Origin of the sequence: Variovorax ureilyticus, from assembly GCF_037889935.1 — a bacterium.
Taxonomy (GTDB): domain Bacteria; phylum Pseudomonadota; class Gammaproteobacteria; order Burkholderiales; family Burkholderiaceae_C; genus Variovorax; species Variovorax ureilyticus.
The window spans coordinates 471,442-492,690 of the sequence record NZ_JBBKZU010000001.1 but is presented as its reverse complement, the minus strand read 5'-3'; the positions used below and the strand labels follow the sequence as shown (position 1 = coordinate 492,690).

At 66.9% G+C, this 21,249-nt stretch carries 19 protein-coding genes; 12 read left to right on the top strand and 7 right to left on the bottom strand.

The features are described 5' to 3' along the window. Positions 1 to 6: 6 nt before the first annotated feature. From WKW77_RS02385 to WKW77_RS02375, 3 genes are all read right to left on the bottom strand, one after another. Positions 7 to 681, bottom strand: coding sequence for a PA3715 family protein (locus WKW77_RS02385; protein ID WP_340355212.1), 675 nt, complete (start codon positions 679 to 681; stop codon positions 7 to 9). Positions 682 to 779: 98 nt separating this feature from the next. Then, complete coding sequence (murI, locus tag WKW77_RS02380; RefSeq protein ID WP_340355211.1) at positions 780 to 1,634, bottom strand: glutamate racemase; 855 nt, start codon at positions 1,632 to 1,634, stop codon at positions 780 to 782. After that, positions 1,631 to 3,181, bottom strand: a complete 1,551-nt coding sequence (locus WKW77_RS02375) for a fumarate hydratase (RefSeq protein WP_093159351.1) — start codon at positions 3,179 to 3,181, stop codon at positions 1,631 to 1,633. The genes murI and WKW77_RS02375 overlap by 4 nt, the downstream gene beginning before the upstream one ends. A gap of 126 nt (positions 3,182 to 3,307) precedes the next feature. On the opposite strand from WKW77_RS02375, the gene fumC reads away from it, so the two are divergent. Continuing rightward, positions 3,308 to 4,705, top strand: coding sequence for a class II fumarate hydratase (fumC, locus tag WKW77_RS02370; protein ID WP_340355210.1), 1,398 nt, complete (start codon positions 3,308 to 3,310; stop codon positions 4,703 to 4,705). A gap of 15 nt (positions 4,706 to 4,720) precedes the next feature. Here fumC and WKW77_RS02365 read toward each other — a convergent pair whose 3' ends face one another. Then, positions 4,721 to 5,338 carry a YqhA family protein gene (locus WKW77_RS02365; protein ID WP_340355209.1) on the bottom strand — a complete coding sequence of 206 codons (618 nt, stop codon included), beginning with the start codon at positions 5,336 to 5,338 and terminating at the stop codon, positions 4,721 to 4,723. 188 nt (positions 5,339 to 5,526) lie between these two features. Between WKW77_RS02365 and acs the strand changes: the two genes are divergently transcribed. Together acs and WKW77_RS02355 are read left to right on the top strand one after the other, a co-directional pair. After that, a complete protein-coding gene (gene acs / locus WKW77_RS02360) occupies positions 5,527 to 7,521 on the top strand; it encodes an acetate--CoA ligase (RefSeq protein ID WP_340355208.1) in 1,995 nt (664 codons plus the stop codon). Positions 7,522 to 7,628: 107 nt separating this feature from the next. After that, positions 7,629 to 8,135 (top strand): LapA family protein, encoded by a 507-nt coding sequence (locus WKW77_RS02355; protein ID WP_340355207.1) that lies wholly within the window; start codon positions 7,629 to 7,631, stop codon positions 8,133 to 8,135. Between the two features lie 9 nt (positions 8,136 to 8,144). Here the strand turns inward: WKW77_RS02355 and WKW77_RS02350 are convergent, their stop codons facing one another. Further along, positions 8,145 to 8,450, bottom strand: coding sequence for a c-type cytochrome (locus WKW77_RS02350; protein WP_340355206.1), 306 nt, complete (start codon positions 8,448 to 8,450; stop codon positions 8,145 to 8,147). 107 nt (positions 8,451 to 8,557) lie between these two features. On the opposite strand from WKW77_RS02350, the gene WKW77_RS02345 reads away from it, so the two are divergent. Further along, positions 8,558 to 8,794, top strand: a complete 237-nt coding sequence (locus WKW77_RS02345; protein ID WP_340355205.1) for a TIGR04438 family Trp-rich protein — start codon at positions 8,558 to 8,560, stop codon at positions 8,792 to 8,794. Between the two features lie 114 nt (positions 8,795 to 8,908). Here WKW77_RS02345 and ilvD read toward each other — a convergent pair whose 3' ends face one another. Next, positions 8,909 to 10,603, bottom strand: a complete 1,695-nt coding sequence (ilvD, locus tag WKW77_RS02340) for a dihydroxy-acid dehydratase (protein ID WP_340355204.1) — start codon at positions 10,601 to 10,603, stop codon at positions 8,909 to 8,911. Positions 10,604 to 10,702: 99 nt separating this feature from the next. On the opposite strand from ilvD, the gene WKW77_RS02335 reads away from it, so the two are divergent. From WKW77_RS02335 to WKW77_RS02300, 8 genes are all read left to right on the top strand, one after another. Then, complete coding sequence (locus WKW77_RS02335; protein ID WP_340355203.1) at positions 10,703 to 11,629, top strand: LysR family transcriptional regulator; 927 nt, start codon at positions 10,703 to 10,705, stop codon at positions 11,627 to 11,629. A 41-nt stretch (positions 11,630 to 11,670) separates the two neighbouring features. Beyond that, a complete protein-coding gene (gene lgt, locus WKW77_RS02330) occupies positions 11,671 to 12,498 on the top strand; it encodes a prolipoprotein diacylglyceryl transferase (protein ID WP_340355202.1) in 828 nt (275 codons plus the stop codon). Positions 12,499 to 12,616: 118 nt separating this feature from the next. Then, positions 12,617 to 14,635: a protein kinase domain-containing protein gene (locus tag WKW77_RS02325; protein WP_340355201.1), complete on the top strand. Its 2,019-nt coding sequence runs from the start codon at positions 12,617 to 12,619 to the stop codon at positions 14,633 to 14,635. Then, complete coding sequence (locus tag WKW77_RS02320) at positions 14,635 to 15,840, top strand: OmpA family protein (RefSeq protein WP_340355200.1); 1,206 nt, start codon at positions 14,635 to 14,637, stop codon at positions 15,838 to 15,840. Before WKW77_RS02325 ends, WKW77_RS02320 begins: the two co-directional genes overlap by 1 nt. A 126-nt stretch (positions 15,841 to 15,966) precedes the next feature. Further along, entirely contained in the window at positions 15,967 to 17,394 is a 1,428-nt protein-coding gene (locus tag WKW77_RS02315) for a malonyl-CoA decarboxylase (RefSeq protein WP_340355199.1), read from the top strand. A 70-nt stretch (positions 17,395 to 17,464) separates the two neighbouring features. Beyond that, positions 17,465 to 18,454: a Bug family tripartite tricarboxylate transporter substrate binding protein gene (locus WKW77_RS02310; RefSeq protein WP_340355198.1), complete on the top strand. Its 990-nt coding sequence runs from the start codon at positions 17,465 to 17,467 to the stop codon at positions 18,452 to 18,454. Continuing rightward, positions 18,451 to 19,227: an enoyl-CoA hydratase/isomerase family protein gene (locus WKW77_RS02305; protein WP_340355197.1), complete on the top strand. Its 777-nt coding sequence runs from the start codon at positions 18,451 to 18,453 to the stop codon at positions 19,225 to 19,227. The genes WKW77_RS02310 and WKW77_RS02305 overlap by 4 nt, the downstream gene beginning before the upstream one ends. Before the next feature lie 7 nt (positions 19,228 to 19,234). Next, positions 19,235 to 20,794 carry a malonate--CoA ligase gene (locus WKW77_RS02300; RefSeq protein WP_340355196.1) on the top strand — a complete coding sequence of 520 codons (1,560 nt, stop codon included), beginning with the start codon at positions 19,235 to 19,237 and terminating at the stop codon, positions 20,792 to 20,794. Positions 20,795 to 20,800: 6 nt separating this feature from the next. On the opposite strand, the gene WKW77_RS02295 is transcribed toward WKW77_RS02300, so the two are convergent. Beyond that, on the bottom strand, positions 20,801 to 21,226 hold the full coding sequence (locus WKW77_RS02295; RefSeq protein WP_340355195.1) for a universal stress protein: 426 nt from the start codon (positions 21,224 to 21,226) through the stop codon (positions 20,801 to 20,803). Positions 21,227 to 21,249: the final 23 nt, after the last annotated feature.

Below are 21,249 nucleotides of genomic sequence, written 5' to 3'. Positions count from 1 at the left end.
GGAAACTCAGTCCCGCGCCGCGCGCTTGGGCGTCCGGTAGAGCGTGCCATCGAAGCGCAGGACGGTGGAGCTGAACGTCGCCGGCCGCTCCTGGGTGACGCATTCGTCCCCCTGGAGCAGGTTGCGGGTGCCCGAACGCGTCTGCCGCAGCATCAGGTCGGCCAATCCGTTGCTCGTGGCACGCATGACCGACAGCGTGCCGCGCCTCGTCTCGAAACTGCCGGTGCAATTCGTGTCCCACTCGCCGCGTTCCAGCATCATTTCGAGTTCGTCGAGCACCTTGGCGAGCTTCTGGCCTTGCGGCAGGTAGAGCGTCAGCGTTTCCCGCGCGTAGGGATTCGCGCGCGACGAACCCTGGTAGATCACGCGCAGGCCGAAGGCACGGGCATCCGGCGCCAGCGTATAGCGTGCGGTGTCGAGGCGGATTTCCGAGATGCGGATCGCGTCTTCCGTGAGTGCGCCCTCGTCGAGCAGCCGGCTGACGATCTTCGCGCGTTCGGTATTGCCGTTGTCGGCCTGCTGGACGACGAGCACGTCGAGGTCGAAGCGGGTGGTGTCGTGATCCCCGCCGGATTGCGGCATCGGCAGCACGACGATGAAGCGGCCCGGCGAGCCCCTCCAGGGCTCGCACACGGCGCGCTCATGGTCGAGGGTACGCTTGGGGTGCAGCTTGGCGTGCATCCGCTCTGCAAGACCCGTATCGCATGCCGCATGTCCAGCCCCGCAAGCGAGTCCCAGAAGGCATGCGGCGACGAATCGGCGGTGCATGCGCGACCGGATCAGGCCGTGGGCGTGTCGGAGGTCCAGGCGCGGATCGCCCGATCGACAGGTCCGTCGAGCCAGCGCGCCGTTGCGGCGTCGAGCGCTTCGGGCGCGGCGCTGCTGAGCATCAGAACGCCGCCTGCGCCTTCCGCACTGAGCTGCCCGGCGTTCTGCAACAGCCTGCGCGTCTGCTGCGCCACCGGCGCGCCGGTGTCGATGAAGCGCACCGCATCGCCGGTCCAGCGGCGCAGCTCGTCGGTGATGAACGGGTAGTGGGTGCAGCCGAGCACCAGGGTGTCGACGTGCCCGGGCTGATCGCCGAAGTTGCCTGCCGCCCCGAGGTACTTCTCGCAGAGCGTGGCGATCCGCACGGAATCCGCGCCTTCGATGGCGCCGGCCAGGCCGTCGCACGGAACGATGTGGAAATGGGCCTGCGCCGCGAGCGAGCCGCGCAGTGCATCGAACTTGCGGCTCTCCAGCGTCACGCGCGTAGCGATCACTGCGATGTGGCCTGTCCTGCTCAACGCGACCGCCGGCTTGAGCGCCGGTTCGACGCCGATCACGGGAAGCGTGAGGTGCGCCGCGCGCAGTTCATGGATCGCTGCCGCGGTCGCCGTGTTGCAGGCGACGACGAGCGCCTTGATCCCGTGCTCGTCGACCAGGTGGCGCGCGATCGCCGAAGTTCGCCGTGCGACGAAGGCATCGCCGCGCTCGCCATACGGCGCATGCGCCGTGTCGGCGAAATAGACGAAGCGCTCGTGCGGCAGTTCGGCGCGCAGCGCGTTGAGGACGCTCAGGCCCCCGACGCCGCTGTCGAAGACGCCGATCGGCCGACCGGCGCCCGAGGGGCCTGCTGTCGCGCCAGCGCTCAAGCCGGTTCCAGCGTGATGGTCTTGAACTCGCCGCTGGCGATGCGCTTCTGCCACTCGGCAGGGCCGGTGATGTGGGCGCTGGTGCCGCCGGCGTCGACCGCGACGGTGACGGGCATGTCCACGACGTCGAACTCGTAGATGGCTTCCATGCCGAGGTCCGCGAAGCCGACCACCTTGGCCGACTTGATCGCCTTGCTCACCAGGTAGGCCGCGCCGCCCACCGCCATCAGATAGGCGCTCTTGTGCTTCTTGATCGCCTCGATAGCGACCGGGCCGCGCTCGGCCTTGCCGATCATCGCGATCAGGCCGGTCTTGGCGAGCATCATTTCAGTGAAGCCGTCCATCCGGGTGGCGGTGGTCGGGCCCGCGGGGCCGACCGCTTCGTCCTTGACCGGATCGACCGGGCCGACGTAGTAGATCACGCGGTTGGTGAAGTCCACCGGCAGCTTCTCGCCCTTGGCGACCATGTCGCCGATGCGCTTGTGCGCGGCGTCGCGGCCGGTGAGCATCTTGCCGTTGAGCAGCAGCGTGTCGCCCGGCTTCCAGCTTGCGACTTCCTCGGGCGTGAGCTTGTCGAGGTCGACGCGCTTGCTCTTGTTGTAGTCGGGTGCCCAGTCGATCTTGGGCCAGAGGTCCAGCGAAGGCGCTTCGAGGTAGACCGGGCCCGAACCATCGAGCACGAAATGCGCGTGCCGGGTCGCCGCGCAGTTCGGGATCATCGCCACCGGCTTGCTGGCCGCGTGCGTCGGGTACATCTTGATCTTGACGTCGAGCACGGTCGAGAGACCGCCCAGGCCCTGCGCGCCGATGCCGAGCGCATTGACCTTTTCATAGAGTTCGATACGCAGCGCCTCGACCTTCGTCAGCTCGGCGCCGGAGGCCTTCTTGGCCTGCAGTTCGTGCATGTCGAGGTCGTCCATCAGGCTTTCCTTGGCGAGCAGCGTGGCCTTCTCGGCGGTGCCGCCGATGCCGATGCCCAGCATGCCCGGCGGGCACCAGCCGGCGCCCATGGTCGGCACCGTCTTGAGCACCCAATCGACCACGCTGTCGCCCGGGTTCAGCATCACGAGCTTGCTCTTGTTCTCGCTGCCGCCGCCCTTGGCCGCGACCGTGACTTCGACCGTGTTGCCGGGAACGATCTCCGTGAAGATCACCGCCGGCGTGTTGTCCTTGGTGTTCTTGCGATCGAACTGCGGATCGGCGACGACCGAGGCGCGCAGCATGTTGTCGGGATGGTTGTAGCCTCGACGCACGCCTTCGTTGATGGCGTCCTCGAGGCTGCCGGTGAACCCGCCCCACTGCACATCCATGCCGACCTTCAGGAACACATTGACGATCCCGGTGTCCTGGCAGATGGGGCGGTGGCCGATGGCGCTCATCTTGCTGTTGGTCAGGATCTGCGCCATCGCATCCTTGGCCGCGGGGCTCTGCTCGCGCTCGTAGGCCTTGGCCAGATGCGCGATGTAGTCGGTCGGGTGGTAGTAGCTGATGTACTGGAGGGCGGCGGACACCGACTCGATCAGGTCGGCCTGCTGGATGATGGTCATGGCTTTACGTGGGTGAGGGCGGACAAAACTCCCCGATTATCCGCGCCGCGGCCGTGGGCTGCCCGGATCGCGAAGCTCGCCCGAGTACCATGGTCGGCGTTTCGAATCTGACCGGGGACTCTTTCCATGACGACAGAAGCCAAGACCCGCACCGAACGCGACACCTTCGGACCGATCGAGGTGCCGGCCGACAAGCTCTGGGGCGCCCAGACTCAGCGCTCGCTCCAGAATTTCGACATCTCCGGAGAGCGGCAACCTGCCGAGATCATCCGGGCGCTGGCCCAGGTGAAACGGGCATCGGCGGTCGTCAATCAGGCCCTCGGGCTGCAGGACGAGAAGAAGACGCAAGCCATCGTCCGGGCTGCCGACGAAGTCATCGCGGGCAAGCACCCCGGCGAATTTCCGCTCGTGGTCTGGCAGACCGGTTCGGGCACCCAGACGAACATGAACGTGAACGAGGTGCTGGCGAATCGCGCGAGCGAGCTGCTCGGCGGGGAGCGCGGAGAAGGGCGGCTGGTGCATCCCAACGATGATGTGAATCGCAGCCAGTCTTCCAACGACGTTTTCCCCACGGCCATGCACGTCGCCGCGGTCGACGCGATCACGCACCGGCTGCTGCCGGCGATCGCCAAGTTGCGCGCGACGCTCGACAAGAAATCGAAGGACTTCGCCGACATCGTGAAGATCGGCCGCACGCACCTGCAGGACGCGACCCCACTGACGCTCGGCCAGGAGTTCTCGGGGTACGTTGCGCAGCTTGCCCACGGGGAGGCACACGTGAGGGCTGCGTTGCCGCACCTTTGTGAGCTTGCGCTCGGCGGCACCGCGGTCGGCACCGGCCTCAATGCGCCCAAGGGCTATGCGGAGCAGGTGGCGGCGGAACTCGCGAAGCTCACCGGACTGCCTTTCGTCACCGCCCCGAACAAGTTCGAGGGCATGGCCTCGGCCGACGGATTGGTCCATGCGCACGGCGCCATGAAGACGCTGGCGGCCAGCATGAACAAGATCGCCAACGACGTCCGCTGGCTCGCCAGCGGCCCGCGCAGCGGCATCGGGGAGCTGAGCATCCCCGAGAACGAGCCGGGCTCGTCGATCATGCCCGGCAAGGTCAACCCGACGCAGAGCGAAGCGGTCACGATGCTGGCCGCGCAGGTGTTCGGCAACGACGTCGCGATCAACATCGGCGGCGCTTCCGGCAACTTCGAGCTGAACGTGTTTCGTCCGATGATCGCCCACAACTTCCTGCAGAGCGTGCGCCTGCTGGCCGACGGGATGGTGAGCTTCAACGATCACTGCGCGGTCGGCATCGAGCCCAACCGCGAGCGCATCACCGAGCTGGTCCAGCGCTCGCTGATGCTCGTGACGGCCTTGAACACGCACATCGGCTACGACAAGGCCGCCTACATCGCGAAGAAGGCGCACAAGGAGGGCACCAGCCTGCGCGAGGCAGCGATCGCTTCCGGGCACCTCACGGCCGAGCAGTTCGACGCATGGGTGGTTCCGGAGAAGATGACCGGCCGCTGAGCCGGCCCTGCGGGATCAGTGTTGTTCGGCAGGCGACGGGGCCATCAGCCGGTCCGTGACCGCGATCGCCATCGCCGACAGCAGGAACGTGATGTGGATCGCGGTCTGCGCGATCAGCACCCGGTCGGTGTAGTTGTCCGCGTTGATGAAGGTCTTCAGCAGGTGGATCGAGCTGATGCCGATGATCGCGGTCGCCAGCTTGACCTTCAGCACCGAGGCATTGACGTGGCTCAGCCACTCGGGCTGGTCGCGGTGGCCTTCCAGGTTCAGCCGGCTCACGAAGGTCTCGTAGCCGCCGACGATCACCATGATGAGCAGGTTCGAGATCATCACCACGTCGATCAGGGCCAGCACGACCAGCATGATCACCGTCTCGTTGAGCGTGGCCACCGGGGCCGTGGTCTTGTAGCCGATGCTGGTGATTAGTGCCTGCAGCGCGTCCTTGCTGCCGAAGGCGGCCTCCACGAGGTGGAGCAGCTCGACCAGGAAATGCACCACGTAGACCGCCTGCGCGACGATGAGGCCCAGGTACAGCGGGAGCTGGAGCCAGCGGCTTGCGAAGATCAGGTTGGGCAGCGGACGAAGCGGCGAAGCCTTGCCTTCCACGGCACGGAGGGGATCTTGGTTTGACATCGGGCGGACGTTTGTTGAACTTCTTTGACAACGGTCAGGACGCGAGATTCTAGGGGGCGACAATCGACCGCCATGTGACGATTCCCGCATCGGCAGGGCCCGTCAGTCCTCCGTAAGTGCAGGCACCGACATTCGATCAGCACCGCAACGGTTCGCAATCTGATGCAGTCGGTATAGGAGACAAACGAATGAGCAGCGCATCCACCATCGAATCCGTCCTCGTCGAAAACCGGGTGTTTCCGCCGGACGCCCGCGCCAGCCAGGGCGCTCGCATTCCGAGCATGGCCGCCTACGACGCCCTCTGCAAGGAGGCCGCCGACGACTTCGAAGGCTTCTGGGGCCGGCAGGCCAAGGCCAACGTGGTCTGGACCAAGCCCTTCACCCGCGTGCTCGACGAGTCCAACGTGCCGTTCTACAAGTGGTTCGACGACGGCGAGCTCAATGCCTCGGCCAACTGCCTCGACAAGCACATCGGCACCCCGGTCGAGAACAAGACCGCGATCATCTTCGAGGCCGACGACGGTGCGGTCACGAAGGTCACCTACAAGGAGCTGCTGGCGCGCGTCTCGCAGTTCGCGAACGCGCTGAAGGCGCAGGGCATCAAGAAGGGTGACCGCGTCATCATCTACATGCCCATGACCATCGAAGGTGTGGTCGCGATGCAGGCCTGCGCGCGCATCGGCGCGACGCACAGCGTGGTCTTCGGCGGCTTCTCGGCCAAGGCGCTGCAGGAACGGATCATCGACGCCGGCGCCGTCGCGGTCGTCACCGCCAACTACCAGCTTCGCGGCGGCAAGGAGCTGCCGCTCAAGGCGATCGTCGACGACGGCATCGCGCTGGGCGGCTGCGAATCGATCAAGTCGGTGCTGGTGTTCCAGCGCACGAAGACGGCGTGCAACATGGTCGCCGGCCGCGACAAGACTTTCGACGAAGTCCTCAAGGGCCAGAGCAGCGAATGCGCGCCGGTGCCCGTCGGCGCGGAACACCCGCTCTTCATCCTCTACACCTCCGGCTCGACGGGCAAGCCCAAGGGCGTGCAGCATTCGACCGGCGGTTACCTGCTGTGGGCCAAGCTCACGATGGACTGGACCTTCGACATCCGTCCCGAGGACGTCTTCTGGTGCACCGCCGACATCGGCTGGATCACCGGCCACACCTATGTCGCTTACGGGCCGCTTGCGGCGGGCGCCACGCAGGTGGTGTTCGAGGGCATCCCGACCTTCCCGCACGCGGGGCGCTTCTGGCAGATGGTCGAGAAGCACAAGGTGTCGATCTTCTACACTGCACCGACCGCGATCCGTTCCCTCATCAAGGCCGCGGACAGCGACGAGAAGGTGCACCCGAAGAATTGGGATCTCTCGTCGCTGCGCATCCTCGGAACGGTCGGCGAGCCGATCAATCCCGAAGCGTGGATGTGGTACTACCGGAATGTCGGCGGCGAGAAGTGCCCGATCGTCGACACCTTCTGGCAGACCGAGACGGGCGGCCACGTGATCACCCCGCTGCCGGGCGCCACGCCGCTCGTGCCGGGCTCGTGCACGCTGCCGCTGCCGGGCATCATGGCTGCGATTGTCGACGAGACCGGCAAGGACATTCCGCACGGCGCCGGCGGCATGCTGGTCATCAAGCGGCCGTGGCCGTCGATGATCCGGACCATCTGGAATGATCCGGACCGTTTCAAGAAGAGCTACTTCCCCGAGGAGATGGGCGGCGCGATCTATCTCGCCGGCGACGGCGCGGTGCGCAGCGCCGACCGGGCGTATTTCCGTATCACGGGTCGCATCGATGACGTGCTCAATGTCTCGGGCCACCGCCTCGGCACCATGGAGATCGAATCGGCCCTGGTCGCCAAGACCGACCTCGTTGCCGAAGCGGCAGTCGTCGGGCGGCCCGACGACCTGACGGGTGAGGCCGTCTGCGCCTTCGTGGTGCTCAAGCGCGGGCGCCCCACGGGCGACGAGGCCAAGCAGATCGCCGCGGAACTGCGCAACTGGGTCGCGAAGGAAATCGGCCCGATCGCCAAGCCCAAGGACATCCGCTTCGGCGAGAACCTGCCCAAGACCCGCAGCGGCAAGATCATGCGCCGCCTGCTGCGCAGCATTGCCAAGGGCGAGGCGATTACCCAGGACACATCGACCCTCGAGAATCCAGCGATCCTCGAGCAGTTGGGTCAAGCCTACTGATTCGAGCCGTTTCGCCTGCTCGGCGCGGCGCGTTCGCACCCCTGTCCGACAGGGGATGCGGTCGACTTGCGTTACAAACGACCCTCCAATCACAAACGGAGCAGGTCATGGGAGTCAGGACAGGAGTATTGCTGGTGGTCGTGCTGCTGATTGCAGCACTGGCGGCCCTGAACTGGGGCCTCATCGTCTCGCCGACCGCCATGTCGATCGGCTTCATGCAGGTCAACGCGCCTTTCGGCCTGATCATGTTGGGGCTGACCGCGCTGCTGGGCATCTTCTTCGTCGCCTACGTGGTCTACCTGCAGAGCTCGATCCTTCTGGAGACGCGCCGTCACACCAAGGAAATGCAGGCTCAGCGCGATCTCGCCGACAAGGCGGAAGCCTCGCGCTTCACCGAGCTGCGCAACTTCCTCGAAACCCAGGAAAACGCCCACATGGCCCGAAACGCCGAGCGGCACGCGGCGATGCTCGCTCGTGTCGAGCAACTGGAGGCGGCCATGAAGGTCCGTTCCGAGCAGCTCGACAACACGCTCGCCGCTCATATCGGCCAACTCGAAGACCGGCTGGATCGCCGCTCGACCGGCGCCGCAGTCGGCATGCCGCCGGCGGTCTGACGCAGGACGTTATTTCGTCGACAACACCCAGGCCGCGAGCTTCTTCGCGTCGGCTTCGCTGACCTGGTTGTTGGCGGGCATCGGCACCGGTCCCCACACGCCGGAGCCGCCCTTCATGATCTTGGTGGCGAGGAGGTCGGCCGCGCCCTTGTTGTCCTTGTACTTGGCGGCCACGTCCCTGAAGGCCGGCCCCAGCACCTTGCGATCGACCGCGTGGCAGCTCATGCAGTTCTTTGACGTGGCCAGCGCCAGATCGGCAAAGGCTGGGACTGTGCATCCGACACACAGGACGGCAGCGAGGAGCGCTTGTTTCATGGGGTTCAAAGGCGTGGGTGCGTTAAAGTCGATCCAACGCGATTGTAGGTAGGGCGGTGGACGTCCCTTAGCCCGTGTGTCGCATACAAAGGACGGAGGAGTTCGCGATGTGGTTCTTGGGATTGGGCCTGCTGGCCGTGGCGCTCAAGGTGCTCGAGGTCGGTGTTGTCGCCACCTGGAGCTGGTGGGTGATCTTGACGCCGTTCGCGTTGGCCGTCGCGTGGTGGGCCTGGGCCGATGCTTCCGGCTATACCAAGCGCAGGGCCGTCGAACGGGAAAACGCGCGTCGGCAGGAGCGCATCGATCGGCAGCGGAGCAGGCTGGGCACCCTCCGAAGGAAATAGGCTCGCCCCCAGCCTCGCTCACTTCGTGTAGCTCGGGCACCCCCTACCGGGGGCAACACCAGCGGCCCGGCGAAGCCGGTTCCGCGGTGTTTCCCGCCTGGGCTGTCGGGCCTTTTAGAACTTGTCTAGGACGGCGCCGGAGCTTGCGCTGGAGGCGTTGAAGGCGAACTTGGCCTGCACGCCGCGGGTGTAGCGCGGGGCGGGGGCCTTCCAGCCGGCGCGGCGCTTGGCGATTTCCGCGTCCGGCACGTTCAGTTCGAGCTTCAACTGGTGCGCGTCGATGGTGATCGAGTCGCCCTCGTTGACGAACGCGATGGTGCCGCCGGCCGCCGCCTCGGGCGCGACGTGGCCGACCACCATGCCCCAGGTGCCGCCGGAGAAGCGGCCGTCGGTGATGAGGCCGACGCTTTCGCCCAGGCCCGCGCCGATCAGCGCACCGGTCGGGGCCAGCATTTCCGGCATGCCCGGGCCGCCCTTGGGGCCGAGGTAGCGCAGCACCATCACGTCGCCGGCCTTGATCTTGCCGTCGAGGATGGCCTGCAGCGCCGACTGCTCGTCGTCGAACACGCGCGCCGGCCCGGTGATGACCGGGTTCTTCAGGCCGGTGATCTTCGCGACCGCGCCTTCGGGCGAGAGGTTGCCCTTGAGGATCGCCAGATGTCCTTCGGCGTACATCGGATTGTGGATGGGGCGGATCACGTCCTGGTCGGCGCGCGGCTGGTCCGGCACGTCCTTCAGCACTTCGGCGACGGTTTGGCCGGAGATGGTGATGCAGTCGCCATGTAGCAATCCGGCGTTCAGCAGCAACTTCATGACCTGCGGGATGCCGCCGGCCTTGTGCAGGTCGACCGCGAGGTACTTGCCGCTGGGCTTCAGGTCGCAGATCACCGGCACCTTCTTGCGCATGCGCTCGAAGTCGTCGATGGTCCAGTCCACGCCGGCCGCATGCGCGATCGCGAGGAAGTGCAGCACCGCATTGGTCGAGCCGCCGGTCGCCATGATGACGGCCACCGCGTTCTCGATTGCCTTCTTGGTCACGATGTCGCGCGGCTTGAGGTCTTTCTTGATCGCCTCGATCAGCACCTTGGCCGATTCCTTGGCCGAGTTCTGCTTCTCGTCGTGCGGGTTCGCCATGGTGGACGAGTAGGGCAGCGACATCCCCAGGGCCTCGAAGGCGCTCGACATGGTGTTGGCGGTGTACATGCCGCCGCACGAGCCGGTGCCGGGGATGGCGCGGCGTTCGATTTCCTTCAGGTCCTCGTCGCTCAGGTTGCCGGCTGCGTTCTGGCCGACCGCCTCGAAGACGCTGACGATGTTCAGATCCTGGCCCTTGTAGTGGCCGGGGAGGATGGTGCCGCCGTAGACGTAGATCGCCGGTACGTTGGCGCGCAGCATGCCCATCATGCCGCCGGGCATGTTCTTGTCGCAGCCGCCGACGACCAGCACGCCGTCCATCCACTGGCCGCCGACGCAGGTCTCGATGCAGTCGGAGATCACTTCGCGGCTGACCAGCGAGTACTTCATGCCTTCGGTGCCCATCGCCATGCCGTCGGAAATCGTCGGCGTGCCGAACACCTGGGCGTTGCCGCCCGCTTCCTCGATGCCGGCGATGGCCGCGTCGGCCAGCTTCTGCAGGCCCGAGTTGCACGGCGTGATGGTGCTGTGGCCGTTGGCGACGCCGACCATCGGCTTCTTGAAGTCGCCTTCCTCGTAGCCCATGGCGTAGAACATCGACCGGTTCGGCGCGCGGCTCTTGCCTTCGACGATGTTGGCGCTGCGGCGGTTGATCTGGATCGGTTTCGTTTCCATCGTGTGTCTCGTGTGGTCGGGAATCGGGGACGCCAAGTATCGGACGATTGATTGATTGGTTCCAATCCAATTTTTCCGATGCATTGATATGCTCGGCATATGAAAGAGAGCCTGATCGACCTCCGTGTCTGGCGCCAGTTCCTCGCGGTGGCGGAGGAGCTGCACTTCGGCCGTGCCGCGCAGCGTCTGCACATGACGCAGCCGCCGGTGACGCAGGCGATCGCGCAACTCGAAAAGACGCTCGGCGTGGTGCTGTTCGACCGCACGCGGCGCCGTGTTGCGCTGAGCCCTGCAGGCGAGGCGCTGGTGCCCGAAGTGCGCGAGCTCCTGGCGCGCGCACAGGCTTTGCCCGCGCGAGCACGCGCCGCGGCGGCGGGCGAGGTCGGGCGCGTGCGGCTGGCGTTCGTGTCGACGATCGGTTTCGAGCGGCTGCCCGTCTGGGTTCGCGAATTCCGCCTGCGCTCGCCAGACGTGGCATTGGAACTGGTGGAGGCCACCGGCGACGTGCAGCTCGAAGCCTTCTCGCGCGGCGAAATCGACGCCGGGCTGATGCTGCATTCGCCGGGTTCCGCGCCGCCGGGTCTGGAGCGGCTCGTTGTGTCGCAGGAGCCGCTGGTGCTCGCGCTGCCCGCCACGCATCCCCTGGCGAAGGCCAGGAAGATCCGGCTCGCGGATGCCCTGGCCGAGCCGGTGGTGATCTTTCCGCGCCGCATCGTGCCGTCGCTGCACGACGCCATCTTCGACCTCTACCACGGGGCGGGCCGCACGCCGCGCATCGCGCAGGAGGCGATCCAGATGCAGACCATCGTGAACCTCGTGTGGGGCGGTCTGGGCGTCGCCTGGGTGCCCGAGAGCGTCATGCAGTTCCGCCGGGCGGGCATCGTCTATCGGGGTGCGGCCGAGTTCGAGCCCGAAGGCCGCCGCCGTGCGCCGGTCGCGCTGCCGAGTTGCGAGACCAGCCTCGTCTGGGCCGCCGAAGCCGCCAACCCGGCGCTCGCCCGCTTCATCGAATTCATCGGCCAGTGACCGGCCGGATGGGTTCACGCGGGGGTGTTTTAATCCCGGGCATGCTCATGTATCCGCAGATCAATCCCGTGGCGCTGCAGCTCGGGCCGATCGCCATCCACTGGTACGGCCTGACCTATCTGGCCGCTTTCGCACTGTTCTATTTCCTCGGCACCCGACGGCTGCAACACGAGCCGTTCCGCTCGATCACCGGCCCCGGCGCGTGGACGCGCAAGGACCTCGAGGACATTCTCTTTCTCGGCGTTCTCGGCGTGATCGTCGGTGGCCGCCTCGGTTACTGCTTCTTCTACAAGCCGGGCTTCTATCTCACCCATCCATTGGAGATCTTCTTCGTCTGGCAGGGTGGCATGAGCTTCCACGGCGGGCTGCTGGGCGTGATCGTGTCGATGGTCTGGTTCGCGCATTCGCGCAAGCGGCCGTTCTGGCAGGTGATGGATTTCGTCGCCCCTTGCGTACCCACCGGACTGGCGGCGGGGCGCGTCGGCAACTTCATCAACGGCGAGCTCTGGGGCCGCTTCGCGCCCGCCGACCTTCCGTGGGGCATGGTCTTTCCGCAGAGCGGGTCGATGCTGCCGCGCCATCCCTCGCAGGTCTACCAGTTCCTGCTCGAAGGCCTGCTGCTCTTCGTGATCCTGTGGCTCTATGCGCGCAAGGAACGGCGCGAGCGCCGCGTGTCGGCGGTGTTCCTGATCGGCTATGGCGCGATGCGCTTCACGGCCGAATTCTTCCGCGAGCCCGATGACTTCCTGGGCCTGCTGGCGCTGAACATGAGCATGGGCCAGTGGCTGTGCGTGCCGATGATCGTCTTCGGCGCGTGGCTCTATCTCAGCGCGCCGGCGCAGCGAAGAGCGACGACCGCGCCCGCGTAAGGGGAATTCCCGTGCACGCGTAGGCGAACGGAGCGTCCGTTCGGCTAGTGCTTCTGGTGAATGCATCATGCTGCGGTGCGCAGTAGAGTCCGCACCACAGGGAAACTGAAGTGATGCAATGACCTCCGTGTCGGCAATCGAATCGAACTCCGTGCTCGGCCGCCTCCCGGGCCAGGACGATGCGGACGCGGCGTCGCTCGAATGGAGCGATTCCGAGCGGGCAACCGCGCACACGCTGCCCGAAGGCATGCGCCTTCTGGACTACGAGATCGTCGGGCCGATCGGAGAAGGCGGCTTCGGCATCGTCTACCTCGCCTGGGACCATTCGCTCGAGCAGCACGTCGCGATCAAGGAGTACCTCCCCGCCGTCCTCGCGACGCGCGCGAGCGTCTCCTCGGCGGTGGTGGTCAAGTCGCAGCGGCATCGCGACAGCTTCCGTGTCGGCATGCGCAGCTTCCTCAACGAGGCGCGGCTGCTGGCGCGTTTCGATCATCCTTCGCTGGTGCGCGTGCTCCACTTCTGGGAAGACAACGGCACGGCCTATATGGCGATGCCGTACTACGAAGGCCCGACGCTGCAGCACGCGCTCGCGGCGCTCGGCCGGCCGCCGACCGAAGAGGAGCTCTGCAACTGGCTTCGCCCGCTGCTGGATGCGCTCGGCACCATGCACGCCGCGAGCTGCTTCCATCGCGACATCGCGCCGGACAACATCCTGCTGACCGACGCCGGGCCGGTGCTGCTCGACTTCGGCGCCGCGCGGCGCGTGATCGACGGCATGGGTTCGTCGCCGACGGTGGTGTTCAAGCCGGGCTATGCGCCGATCGAGCAATACGGCGAAGTCGCCTCGATGAGGCAGGGCGCCTGGACGGACCTCTACGCGCTGGCGGGCGTGGTCTACGCGGCAGTGACCGGGCACGCGCCGATGCCGGCGATCGAGCGACTGATGGAGGACCGGCTCCAGCCGCTGTCGGATATCGCCGAGGGGCAGTACAGCGAATCCTTCCTTGCCGCGATCGACGCCGCGCTGTCGCTTCATCCGCGCAACCGGCCCCAGAGCGCCGCCGAGTTCTGGACCCTGCTGAGCTGTGGCGAGAAGCTGCAGGATCTGGAACTCGTGCGTGCGGTCCATCGCAACGACGCGCTCTTGACCCCCGAGTCCTCCGGCCCGAAGGTCGTGACCGATCGTCCGTCCTTCGCCGAACCCGATCCGATCGTCGAGCGCGAGCTGGCGGACGCGATGCGCGTGCCGCCGACGATGCCGCCTGCAGCGGTGGAACATGTGCACACGGCGTCGGACGAGATCGACGATCGCGAGGAACCCGTGGTGATCCGCAGCCGCCGCAGGGCCCCGGTGTCGAACTGGCCGCCGCTGGTCGGCGCCCCGGCGGCAGCGCGGCAGGATACGCGTACGAGTTGGGGCAAGCCCGCCGTGCTGGCGGCGCTGGCCGTGCTGGCATGCGCGGTGACCTTCGTCTACTACCGCAGCAGCAGCGTGTCGCCAACGACCGGGCCGTCGCCCGCGGGGACGGCGCCGTCGGCGCCCGCCAAGCCGCGCGCGGTGACCATGCGGGTGGCGCCCGCGCCGCAGGAGCAGCCGGAACCGGCGAAATCCCCAGAGACGCCCCGGCAGGCGGTCGCACCCGTGCAGGCGCCGAAGCCGTTGCCGGCAATGGCCGTGCAACCTGCGCCCCGGACCGATCCCGCCGCCCCCAAGGCCATCGAAGCACTCGCTCCGATCCCGGCCGCAGAGCCGCCCAGGACCGTCGAGCTGCACAAGGAAAAGGTGTCCGAGCCCTCATCCGCTCCGGCAAAGGCGGCGCTCGCCCCGGCGTCGATCGACGAATCGGCGAAGGGTCCGGAGCGCATTCCGGCCGTCCCGTCGCCGGGCGCCGCGGCACCGGCTCCGCGTGCTGCGTCGCACGCGCGCACCGAACCGAGGCGCATTGCACGGCGCGAGCAGCCTGTCGCCGCGCCGGAATCGGAAATCCGGACCGTCGTCGTGCCGATCGTTCGTCCCGCGGGGCCGGCGCCCGAGCGCGTGCCGGCCGGCACGAACTGCACCGACATTCTTCAGCGAGCCTCGCTCGGCTCGCTGTCACCGTCGGAGGCGGCTCAACTCAGAAAGGGGTGTGAATGATGACCACGACACTTGCTCGCTGGCTTCAGGCCATGTCCTCGTTCGGCGCGGCCGCGCTTCTGGTGGCCTGCGCCTCGCAGCCGCCGGCTTCCAGGGCGGAGCTTCCGTTCGACCAGGCCGTCGCGCAGGCGACCGACGGTTTGATGGTGCAGACCCAGAAGATGCAGAGCCTGCTCACCCGGATGGGCGGCAAGAGCGGGGTGGTGCTGGATCCGATGATCGATGCCGGCAGCGGCCAGCAGACGGCGGCGACCCAGTTGTTGCAGGAGCGCGTGACGGAGCGCCTGGCGACGCAGGACTCGATCCAGGTCGTGCCGTTCCAGCGCGCGAACCTCGACAAGGCACGCTATCTGCTGACCGGCACGATGACCCGGCTGGCGGTCGACCAGCCGCGCGGCCCGATGGAGATCAACCTCGCCCTGACCGAGCTCGCGAGCGGCAAGGTGATCGCGCAGTCCTCCGCCGTGACCCGTGACGAGGGGCTGGACCACACGCCGCTGCTCTACTACCGAGACACGCCCGTGCCCACGAAGGACCGCGTGGTCGAGGGTTACGTCCGGACCAGCGCGACCCCGCCCGGCCAGAAGGCGGATGGGTACTACCTCGATCGTCTTGCCGTTGCGCCGCTGATCAAGGACGCCACGAGCGCCTACAACGCCGAGCGCTACCAGGATGCGCTGGCGGGCTACAACGCCGCCGGGGACAGCGCGATCGGCGAGCAGCTTCGCGTGCTCAACGGCATCTACCTGAGTTCGGCCAAGCTCGGCAAGAACGCGGAGGCCGAACAGGCCTTCGGCAGGCTCGTGGCGTATGGCATCGCCAACCAGCAGCTCGGTGTGAAGTTCCTGTTCAATCCGAACAGCACCGTGTTCTGGTCGGAACAGAAGATCAGCGGGCCCTATCCGATGTGGCTGCGCGAGATCGCGAAAGCAAGCGCCGGCGCGAAGGTCTGCATGGACATCATCGGCCACACGAGCCACACCGGTCCGGTGGCCTACAACGATACGCTCTCGCTGCAGCGGGCGAAGTTCATCCAGCAGCGGCTGGTGGGCGAAGCGGCCGTGCTCGGCACGCGCACGGCGCCGAGCGGCAAGGGCTTCCGCGAGAACATCATCGGCAGCGGCACCGACGATGCGGTCGATGCGCTGGATCGCCGCGTCGAATTCAAGATCGTCGACTGCGGCGTGATGCAGGCCGCGCGTTGAGCCGGCGGAGAGAGACCGCCGCGGCTTGCAGGGTCTATCGATAGCCGGCGAAAAGAATCCGGTCTCGGTTCCCCTAAGATGACTCTTTTCGCCCGAGTCATCTGAAGGAAGGGTCGAACCGATCTCATGAATGCCAGCGACTGGATCACACGCAACGTCTCGCGCCTGAAACCGGGCAACATCACCGAAGCGGCCAGCGCCGTCGGGCCCAGGCCGCTTTCCGAACGTCTCGAAGCCACGCTGCGCCGCTCCGGCGAGGCGCTCGCGCCGCGCGCGCTGCGGCGCGCATTGGTGGAACTCCAGGCGGTGGTCGATCCCAGCGTGAGCGAAGTCGAGGGCGGCCGGCGCGCGCATGATTTCGTCAACTGGTATGCCGGCCGCGAGCTCGACGAGCGGCGCGACATCTGGCTGCTCATGAGCGAGCGCTTCGCACCCGATGCGCAGAAGCTCAGCAGCGCCCGTGATCGTCATGAGGCGGCGGTCGGCACGCCCGACGAAGGCCAGGCCGAGGTCCATCTGCGGCGCGCGCTGGTGTCGCCCCGCGCGCGGCTGCTGCAGCGCTTCGCGATCGAGCCCGACGGCATGCGCTTCCTCGTCGAGCTGCGCGCGCAGCTGCTGCCGCATCTCAAGGGCGACCGGCGCCTGCTGCCGCTCGACGCCGAACTCGAACACCTGTTCTCCACCTGGTTCGACGTGGCCTTCCTCGATCTGCGGCGCATCAGCTGGGATTCGCCGGCTTCGCTGATCGAGAAGCTGATCCAGTACGAGGCGGTCCACGACATCAAGAGCTGGGCCGACGTCAAGAACAGGCTCGACAGCGACCGCCGGTGCTACGGCTTCTTCCATCCCCGCCTGCCGAATACGCCGCTGATCTTCGTCGAGGTGGCGCTGGTGGATCGCATCAGCGAGGGCATCTCGCCGCTGCTGGACGAGGCTGCCGCGCTCACGAAGCCCGAGAAGGCCACCACCGCGATCTTCTACTCCATCAGCAACACGCAGACCGGCCTGCGCGGCGTGAGCTTCGGCGATTCGCTGATCAAGCGCGTGGTCGAGACGCTGCAGGAAGAACTGCCGCGGCTCAAGACCTTCGCGACCTTGTCGCCGATTCCGGGGTTTCGCGCGTGGCTCGGCAAGCATGCCGGCGACATGCTGGCGCGGCTCGACGAAAAGCGCTCGACCGAGCTCGGCCGCGTGGTCGGATCGCTGCCGCCTACGGCGGAGCGCTTCCTCGCGGCGGCGGAAGAGGTGGGCGGGCTGGACGCGAAGTCGCCGGTGCGGCAGCTGCTGCTCAATGCGGCCGCGGAATACCTCGGCCGCGCCACCGCCGACGGCAAGCCGGTGGACCCGGTGGCGCGCTTTCATCTGGGTAATGGCGCGCGCGTGGAGCGGCTGAACTGGGCCGGTGATCCCTCGCCGAAGGGGCTGAAGCAGTCCTACGGGCTGATGGTCAACTACCTCTACGATCTCAAGCGCCTCGACAAGCACCGTGCACTGCTGGCGCAGGGCAAGGTAGCGGTGTCCGGCGCGATCGACGATCTCTTTTTCCCGGATTGATAGTTTCGAGGGCCGAATCATCCTGCGCCGCGGGCCCCGGCGCGTGCAGACCATAACGAGGAGACAAGCCATGACACCAACCTTTCAGCGGCGCGCGCTGCTGCAGCTCGCGGCGGCGGCGGGCGCGACGGCCCTGGCAGGCGGCGCGCAGGCGCAGTCGGGCTGGCCGACCAAGCCCGTGACGATGATCGTGCCGTTTCCGGCCGGCGGCGGCACCGATGCCTTCGCGCGGCCGCTCTCGGCGCAGTTCAGCCGCCTCGTCGGCCAGACGCTGGTGATCGACAACCGTGGCGGCGCGGGCGGTACCGTCGGCGCGAGCATCGCGGCCAAGGCGCATCCGGACGGCTATACGCTGTTCATGGGCGCGGTCCATCACGCGATCGCGCCGTCGGTCTATCCCAAGCTGGACTACGACCTCGAAAAGGACTTCGTGCCCTTGATGCTGCTGGCCGACGTGCCTCAGGTGGTGGTCGTCAATCCGAAGCGGGTGAGTGCGACCACGCTCAAGGCCTTCGTCGCCTATGCCAAGCAGAACCCGGGCAAGCTCAACTACGCCTCGGCGGGATCGGGCACTTCGCACCATCTCGCGGGTGAGCTCTTCAAGCTACAGACCGGCACCTTCATCACGCACATCCCGTACCGCGGGGCGGGGCCGGCGCTGCAGGACCTGATCGCCGGCAACGTGGACGTGATGTTCGATGGGCTGGGTTCTTCGGCACAGCACATCAAGGCGGGCCGCATCAAGGCGCTGATGGTCGCCGGCACGAAACGCAATCCGGCGTTCCCCGACGTGCCCTGCGCGGCGGAGGTGGGCCTGCCCGACTACACCGTGACCACCTGGTACGGTCTCTGGGCGCCCAAGGGCACGCCGGCAGACATCCAGGCGCGGGCCATCGACGACATGAAGAAGGCGCTCGCGACCGACGACCTGAAATCGATCTGGGCCGCCAACGGGTCCGAAATCCCGAGCCTCATCGGCCCGCAGTTCGGCGCGTTCGTGAACGCCGAGATCAAGCGCTGGGCGGCCGTGGTGAGGGACTCCGGGGCCAAGCTGGAATGACCGGTTCGATCACGCTGCACGGCGACGGGCCGATCGCGTTCGTCACGCTGGCGAACGCAGGCCGGCTCAACGCCATGACGCGCGCGATGTGGCTCGAATTGCGCGCGGTCTTCGAGGGGCTTGCGCGCGATGCGTCGCGCCGCTGCATCGTCGTGCGCGGGGAGGGCGGTGCTTTCTGTGCGGGCGGCGACATCTCCGAGTACCCGTCGTTCCGCTTCGACGAGGCGAGCCTGCGCGAATTCCACGAGAACGAAGTGTGGGCGGCCCTGGCCGCGATGCTGGCGTGCGAAGTGCCGCTCGTCGCGCAGATCGAGGGCGCCTGCATGGGTGCGGGGCTCGAGATTGCGAGTTGCTGCGACATCCGCCTGGCCGGCGCTTCGGCGAAGTTCGGCGCCCCGATCGCGAAGCTGGGCTTCCCGATGGCGCCGCGCGAAGCCGCGCTGGTGCGCGGGGCGATCGGCGACACGCTCGCGCGCGACATGCTGCTGGCCGCAAGCGCGCACGACGCGCAGCGCCTCTACGACGCCGGCTTCCTGCTGCGGGTGCTGCCCGACGCCGAAGTCGCCGGCGAGGCGATCGCGCACGCGCAGCGCATCGCGACGCTGGCGCCCGAAGCCGCGCGCCTCAACAAACGCACCTTCTCGGCGCTGCGCGGTGCCGGCGGCCAGGACCCGCTGCCGCCGCTCGTGGCGGTGGCCTACGACTACGCCGATTCCGACGAACACCGCGAAGGCATCGCCGCCTTCCTCGGCAAGCGCACTCCTGTCTTCTGAATTCACCATGACCGATACGACAACGAACGCCAATCTCTTCGCTGCGCTGCGCGCGGCCTTTCCCTCGGATCTCGATTCGATCGCGGTCGAGACCGACGATGGCCTGTTCTATTCCTGGCGCGATCTCGACCGCGCGAGCGCGATGATCGCGAACCTGCTCCATGCGCTGAAGCTCAAGGAGGGCGCACGCATCGCAGTGCAGGTCGAGAAGTCCGTCGAGGCGATGCTCCTGTACCTTGCGACCCTCCGCGCGGGCTATGTCTTCCTGCCGCTCAACACCGCCTACCGGCAAGCCGAGATCGAGTACTTCATCGGCAATGCGGAGCCGGAGGTGGTCGTCTGCAGCACCGCCAACGCGGACTGGGTCGCGCCGATCGCAACGAAGGCCGGCACGCGCCATGTCTTCACGCTCGACGACGATCGCACGGGCACGCTGCTCGAAGTCGCGGCGCAGTGCAGCGACCAGCACGACATCGCTCGCAAGAAGGGCGACGATCTCGCCGCGATCCTCTACACCAGCGGCACCACCGGCCGCAGCAAGGGCGCGATGCTCTCGCACCGCAACCTGCAGTCGAACGCCGAAGTGCTCAAGGACTACTGGGGCTGGCGCACCTCCAAGCGCGGCGACGGCGATGTGCTCATTCACGCGCTGCCGATCTTCCATGTGCACGGACTCTTCGTCGCGATCCACGGCGCGCTGATCAGCGGCAGCCGGATGATCTGGCTCAACCGGTTCGATCCGCGCCGCGTGGTCGCGCGCCTTCCGGAAGCGACCGTCTTCATGGGCGTGCCCACCCTCTACGTGCGCATGCTGGCCGAGCCGGGGCTCACGCGCGAGGCGTGCAGCAATATGCGGCTCTTCATCTCGGGGTCGGCGCCGCTCCTGATCGAGACCTTCAACGAGTGGCGCGAGCGCACCGACCACACCATCCTCGAGCGCTACGGCATGAGCGAGACGGCGATGCTCACCTCCAACCCGTACAGCGCGGTGCAGGGCGAGCGGCGTGGGGGCACGGTGGGCTTTCCGCTGCCCGGCGTGCGACTGAGGGTGAGGGACGACCAGGGCAACCCATGCCCCATAGAAGAGATCGGCCACATCGAGGTCGACGGCCCCAACGTGTTCGCCGGCTATTGGCGCATGCCGGAGAAGACCAAGGAGGAGTTCACCGCCGACGGCTTCTTCAAGACCGGTGACGTGGGCAAGATCGATGGCCTCGGCTACGTGACCATCGTCGGGCGCAGCAAGGACCTGATCATCAGTGGCGGGTACAACGTCTATCCGGCGGAGATCGAGGGCTTCATCAACGAGATGCCCGGTGTGGCCGAGAGTGCCATCGTCGGCGTCCCGCACCCGGATTTCGGCGAGGTGGGCGTGGCGATCGTGATTCCGAAGGCGGGGGCGGCGCTCGATGCAGATGCGATCGTTGCGGACCTCAAGGCCCGGCTCGCGAACTTCAAGATTCCCAAGCGCTGCTTCGTGGTGGACGAGCTGCCGCGCAACGCGATGGGCAAGGTGCAGAAAGCACTGCTGCGCGAACAGCACAAAGGGCTGTTCGCGAGCGCCTGAGCGGCGCTATTGCACGAGCAGGACGGAGATGTCCGTCTCGGCCACGACCTTCGTGGCCACCGAACCCATGAGCGCGCGGCCGATGAGGCCATGGCCGTGCGTGCCCATGACGATCAGCTCGGCGCCGCACTCGCCGGCGGACTTGATGATTTCCTCGGCCGCATGGCCGTGGCGCGCGTCGATGCGGTAGTTCGTGATCTCGTGCTTCGCGAGTTGCGCCTTCACCGGTTCGATGATCTTCGCGGTTTCTTCGGTGTAGTACTCCGCGATCGTTCCCTTGCTCAGATGCCGGGCCACGTGCCCCGGCACGCCGATGCAGACGTGGACCACGACGAACTCATTGCCGTTCACGAACATCTGGCGATGCTTCGCCAGGTAGTCGATGGCTTTCTGCGTGTGGAGGCTGCCGTCCACGGCGATCAGGATCTTCATTCGCTTCCTTTCCAAGTAGAAGA

Bases quoted from the DNA above. Each gene is read 5' to 3' on its own strand.
- WKW77_RS02320 (WP_340355200.1), top strand. From the start codon at position 14,635: ATGACCACGACACTTGCTCGCTGGCTTCAGGCCATGTCCTCGTTCGGC.
- WKW77_RS02300 (WP_340355196.1), top strand. From the start codon at position 19,235: ATGACCGATACGACAACGAACGCCAATCTCTTCGCTGCGCTGCGCGCG.
- lgt (WP_340355202.1), top strand. From the start codon at position 11,671: ATGCTCATGTATCCGCAGATCAATCCCGTGGCGCTGCAGCTCGGGCCG.
- WKW77_RS02365 (WP_340355209.1), bottom strand. From the start codon at position 5,338: ATGTCAAACCAAGATCCCCTCCGTGCCGTGGAAGGCAAGGCTTCGCCG.
- WKW77_RS02310 (WP_340355198.1), top strand. From the start codon at position 17,465: ATGACACCAACCTTTCAGCGGCGCGCGCTGCTGCAGCTCGCGGCGGCG.
- WKW77_RS02305 (WP_340355197.1), top strand. From the start codon at position 18,451: ATGACCGGTTCGATCACGCTGCACGGCGACGGGCCGATCGCGTTCGTC.
- WKW77_RS02345 (WP_340355205.1), top strand. From the start codon at position 8,558: ATGTGGTTCTTGGGATTGGGCCTGCTGGCCGTGGCGCTCAAGGTGCTC.
- WKW77_RS02385 (WP_340355212.1), bottom strand. From the start codon at position 681: ATGCACGCCAAGCTGCACCCCAAGCGTACCCTCGACCATGAGCGCGCC.
- WKW77_RS02355 (WP_340355207.1), top strand. From the start codon at position 7,629: ATGGGAGTCAGGACAGGAGTATTGCTGGTGGTCGTGCTGCTGATTGCA.
- WKW77_RS02325 (WP_340355201.1), top strand. From the start codon at position 12,617: ATGACCTCCGTGTCGGCAATCGAATCGAACTCCGTGCTCGGCCGCCTC.
- WKW77_RS02375 (WP_093159351.1), bottom strand. From the start codon at position 3,181: ATGACCATCATCCAGCAGGCCGACCTGATCGAGTCGGTGTCCGCCGCC.
- acs (WP_340355208.1), top strand. From the start codon at position 5,527: ATGAGCAGCGCATCCACCATCGAATCCGTCCTCGTCGAAAACCGGGTG.
- WKW77_RS02315 (WP_340355199.1), top strand. From the start codon at position 15,967: ATGAATGCCAGCGACTGGATCACACGCAACGTCTCGCGCCTGAAACCG.
- WKW77_RS02350 (WP_340355206.1), bottom strand. From the start codon at position 8,450: ATGAAACAAGCGCTCCTCGCTGCCGTCCTGTGTGTCGGATGCACAGTC.
- WKW77_RS02295 (WP_340355195.1), bottom strand. From the start codon at position 21,226: ATGAAGATCCTGATCGCCGTGGACGGCAGCCTCCACACGCAGAAAGCC.
- fumC (WP_340355210.1), top strand. From the start codon at position 3,308: ATGACGACAGAAGCCAAGACCCGCACCGAACGCGACACCTTCGGACCG.
- ilvD (WP_340355204.1), bottom strand. From the start codon at position 10,603: ATGGAAACGAAACCGATCCAGATCAACCGCCGCAGCGCCAACATCGTC.
- WKW77_RS02335 (WP_340355203.1), top strand. From the start codon at position 10,703: ATGAAAGAGAGCCTGATCGACCTCCGTGTCTGGCGCCAGTTCCTCGCG.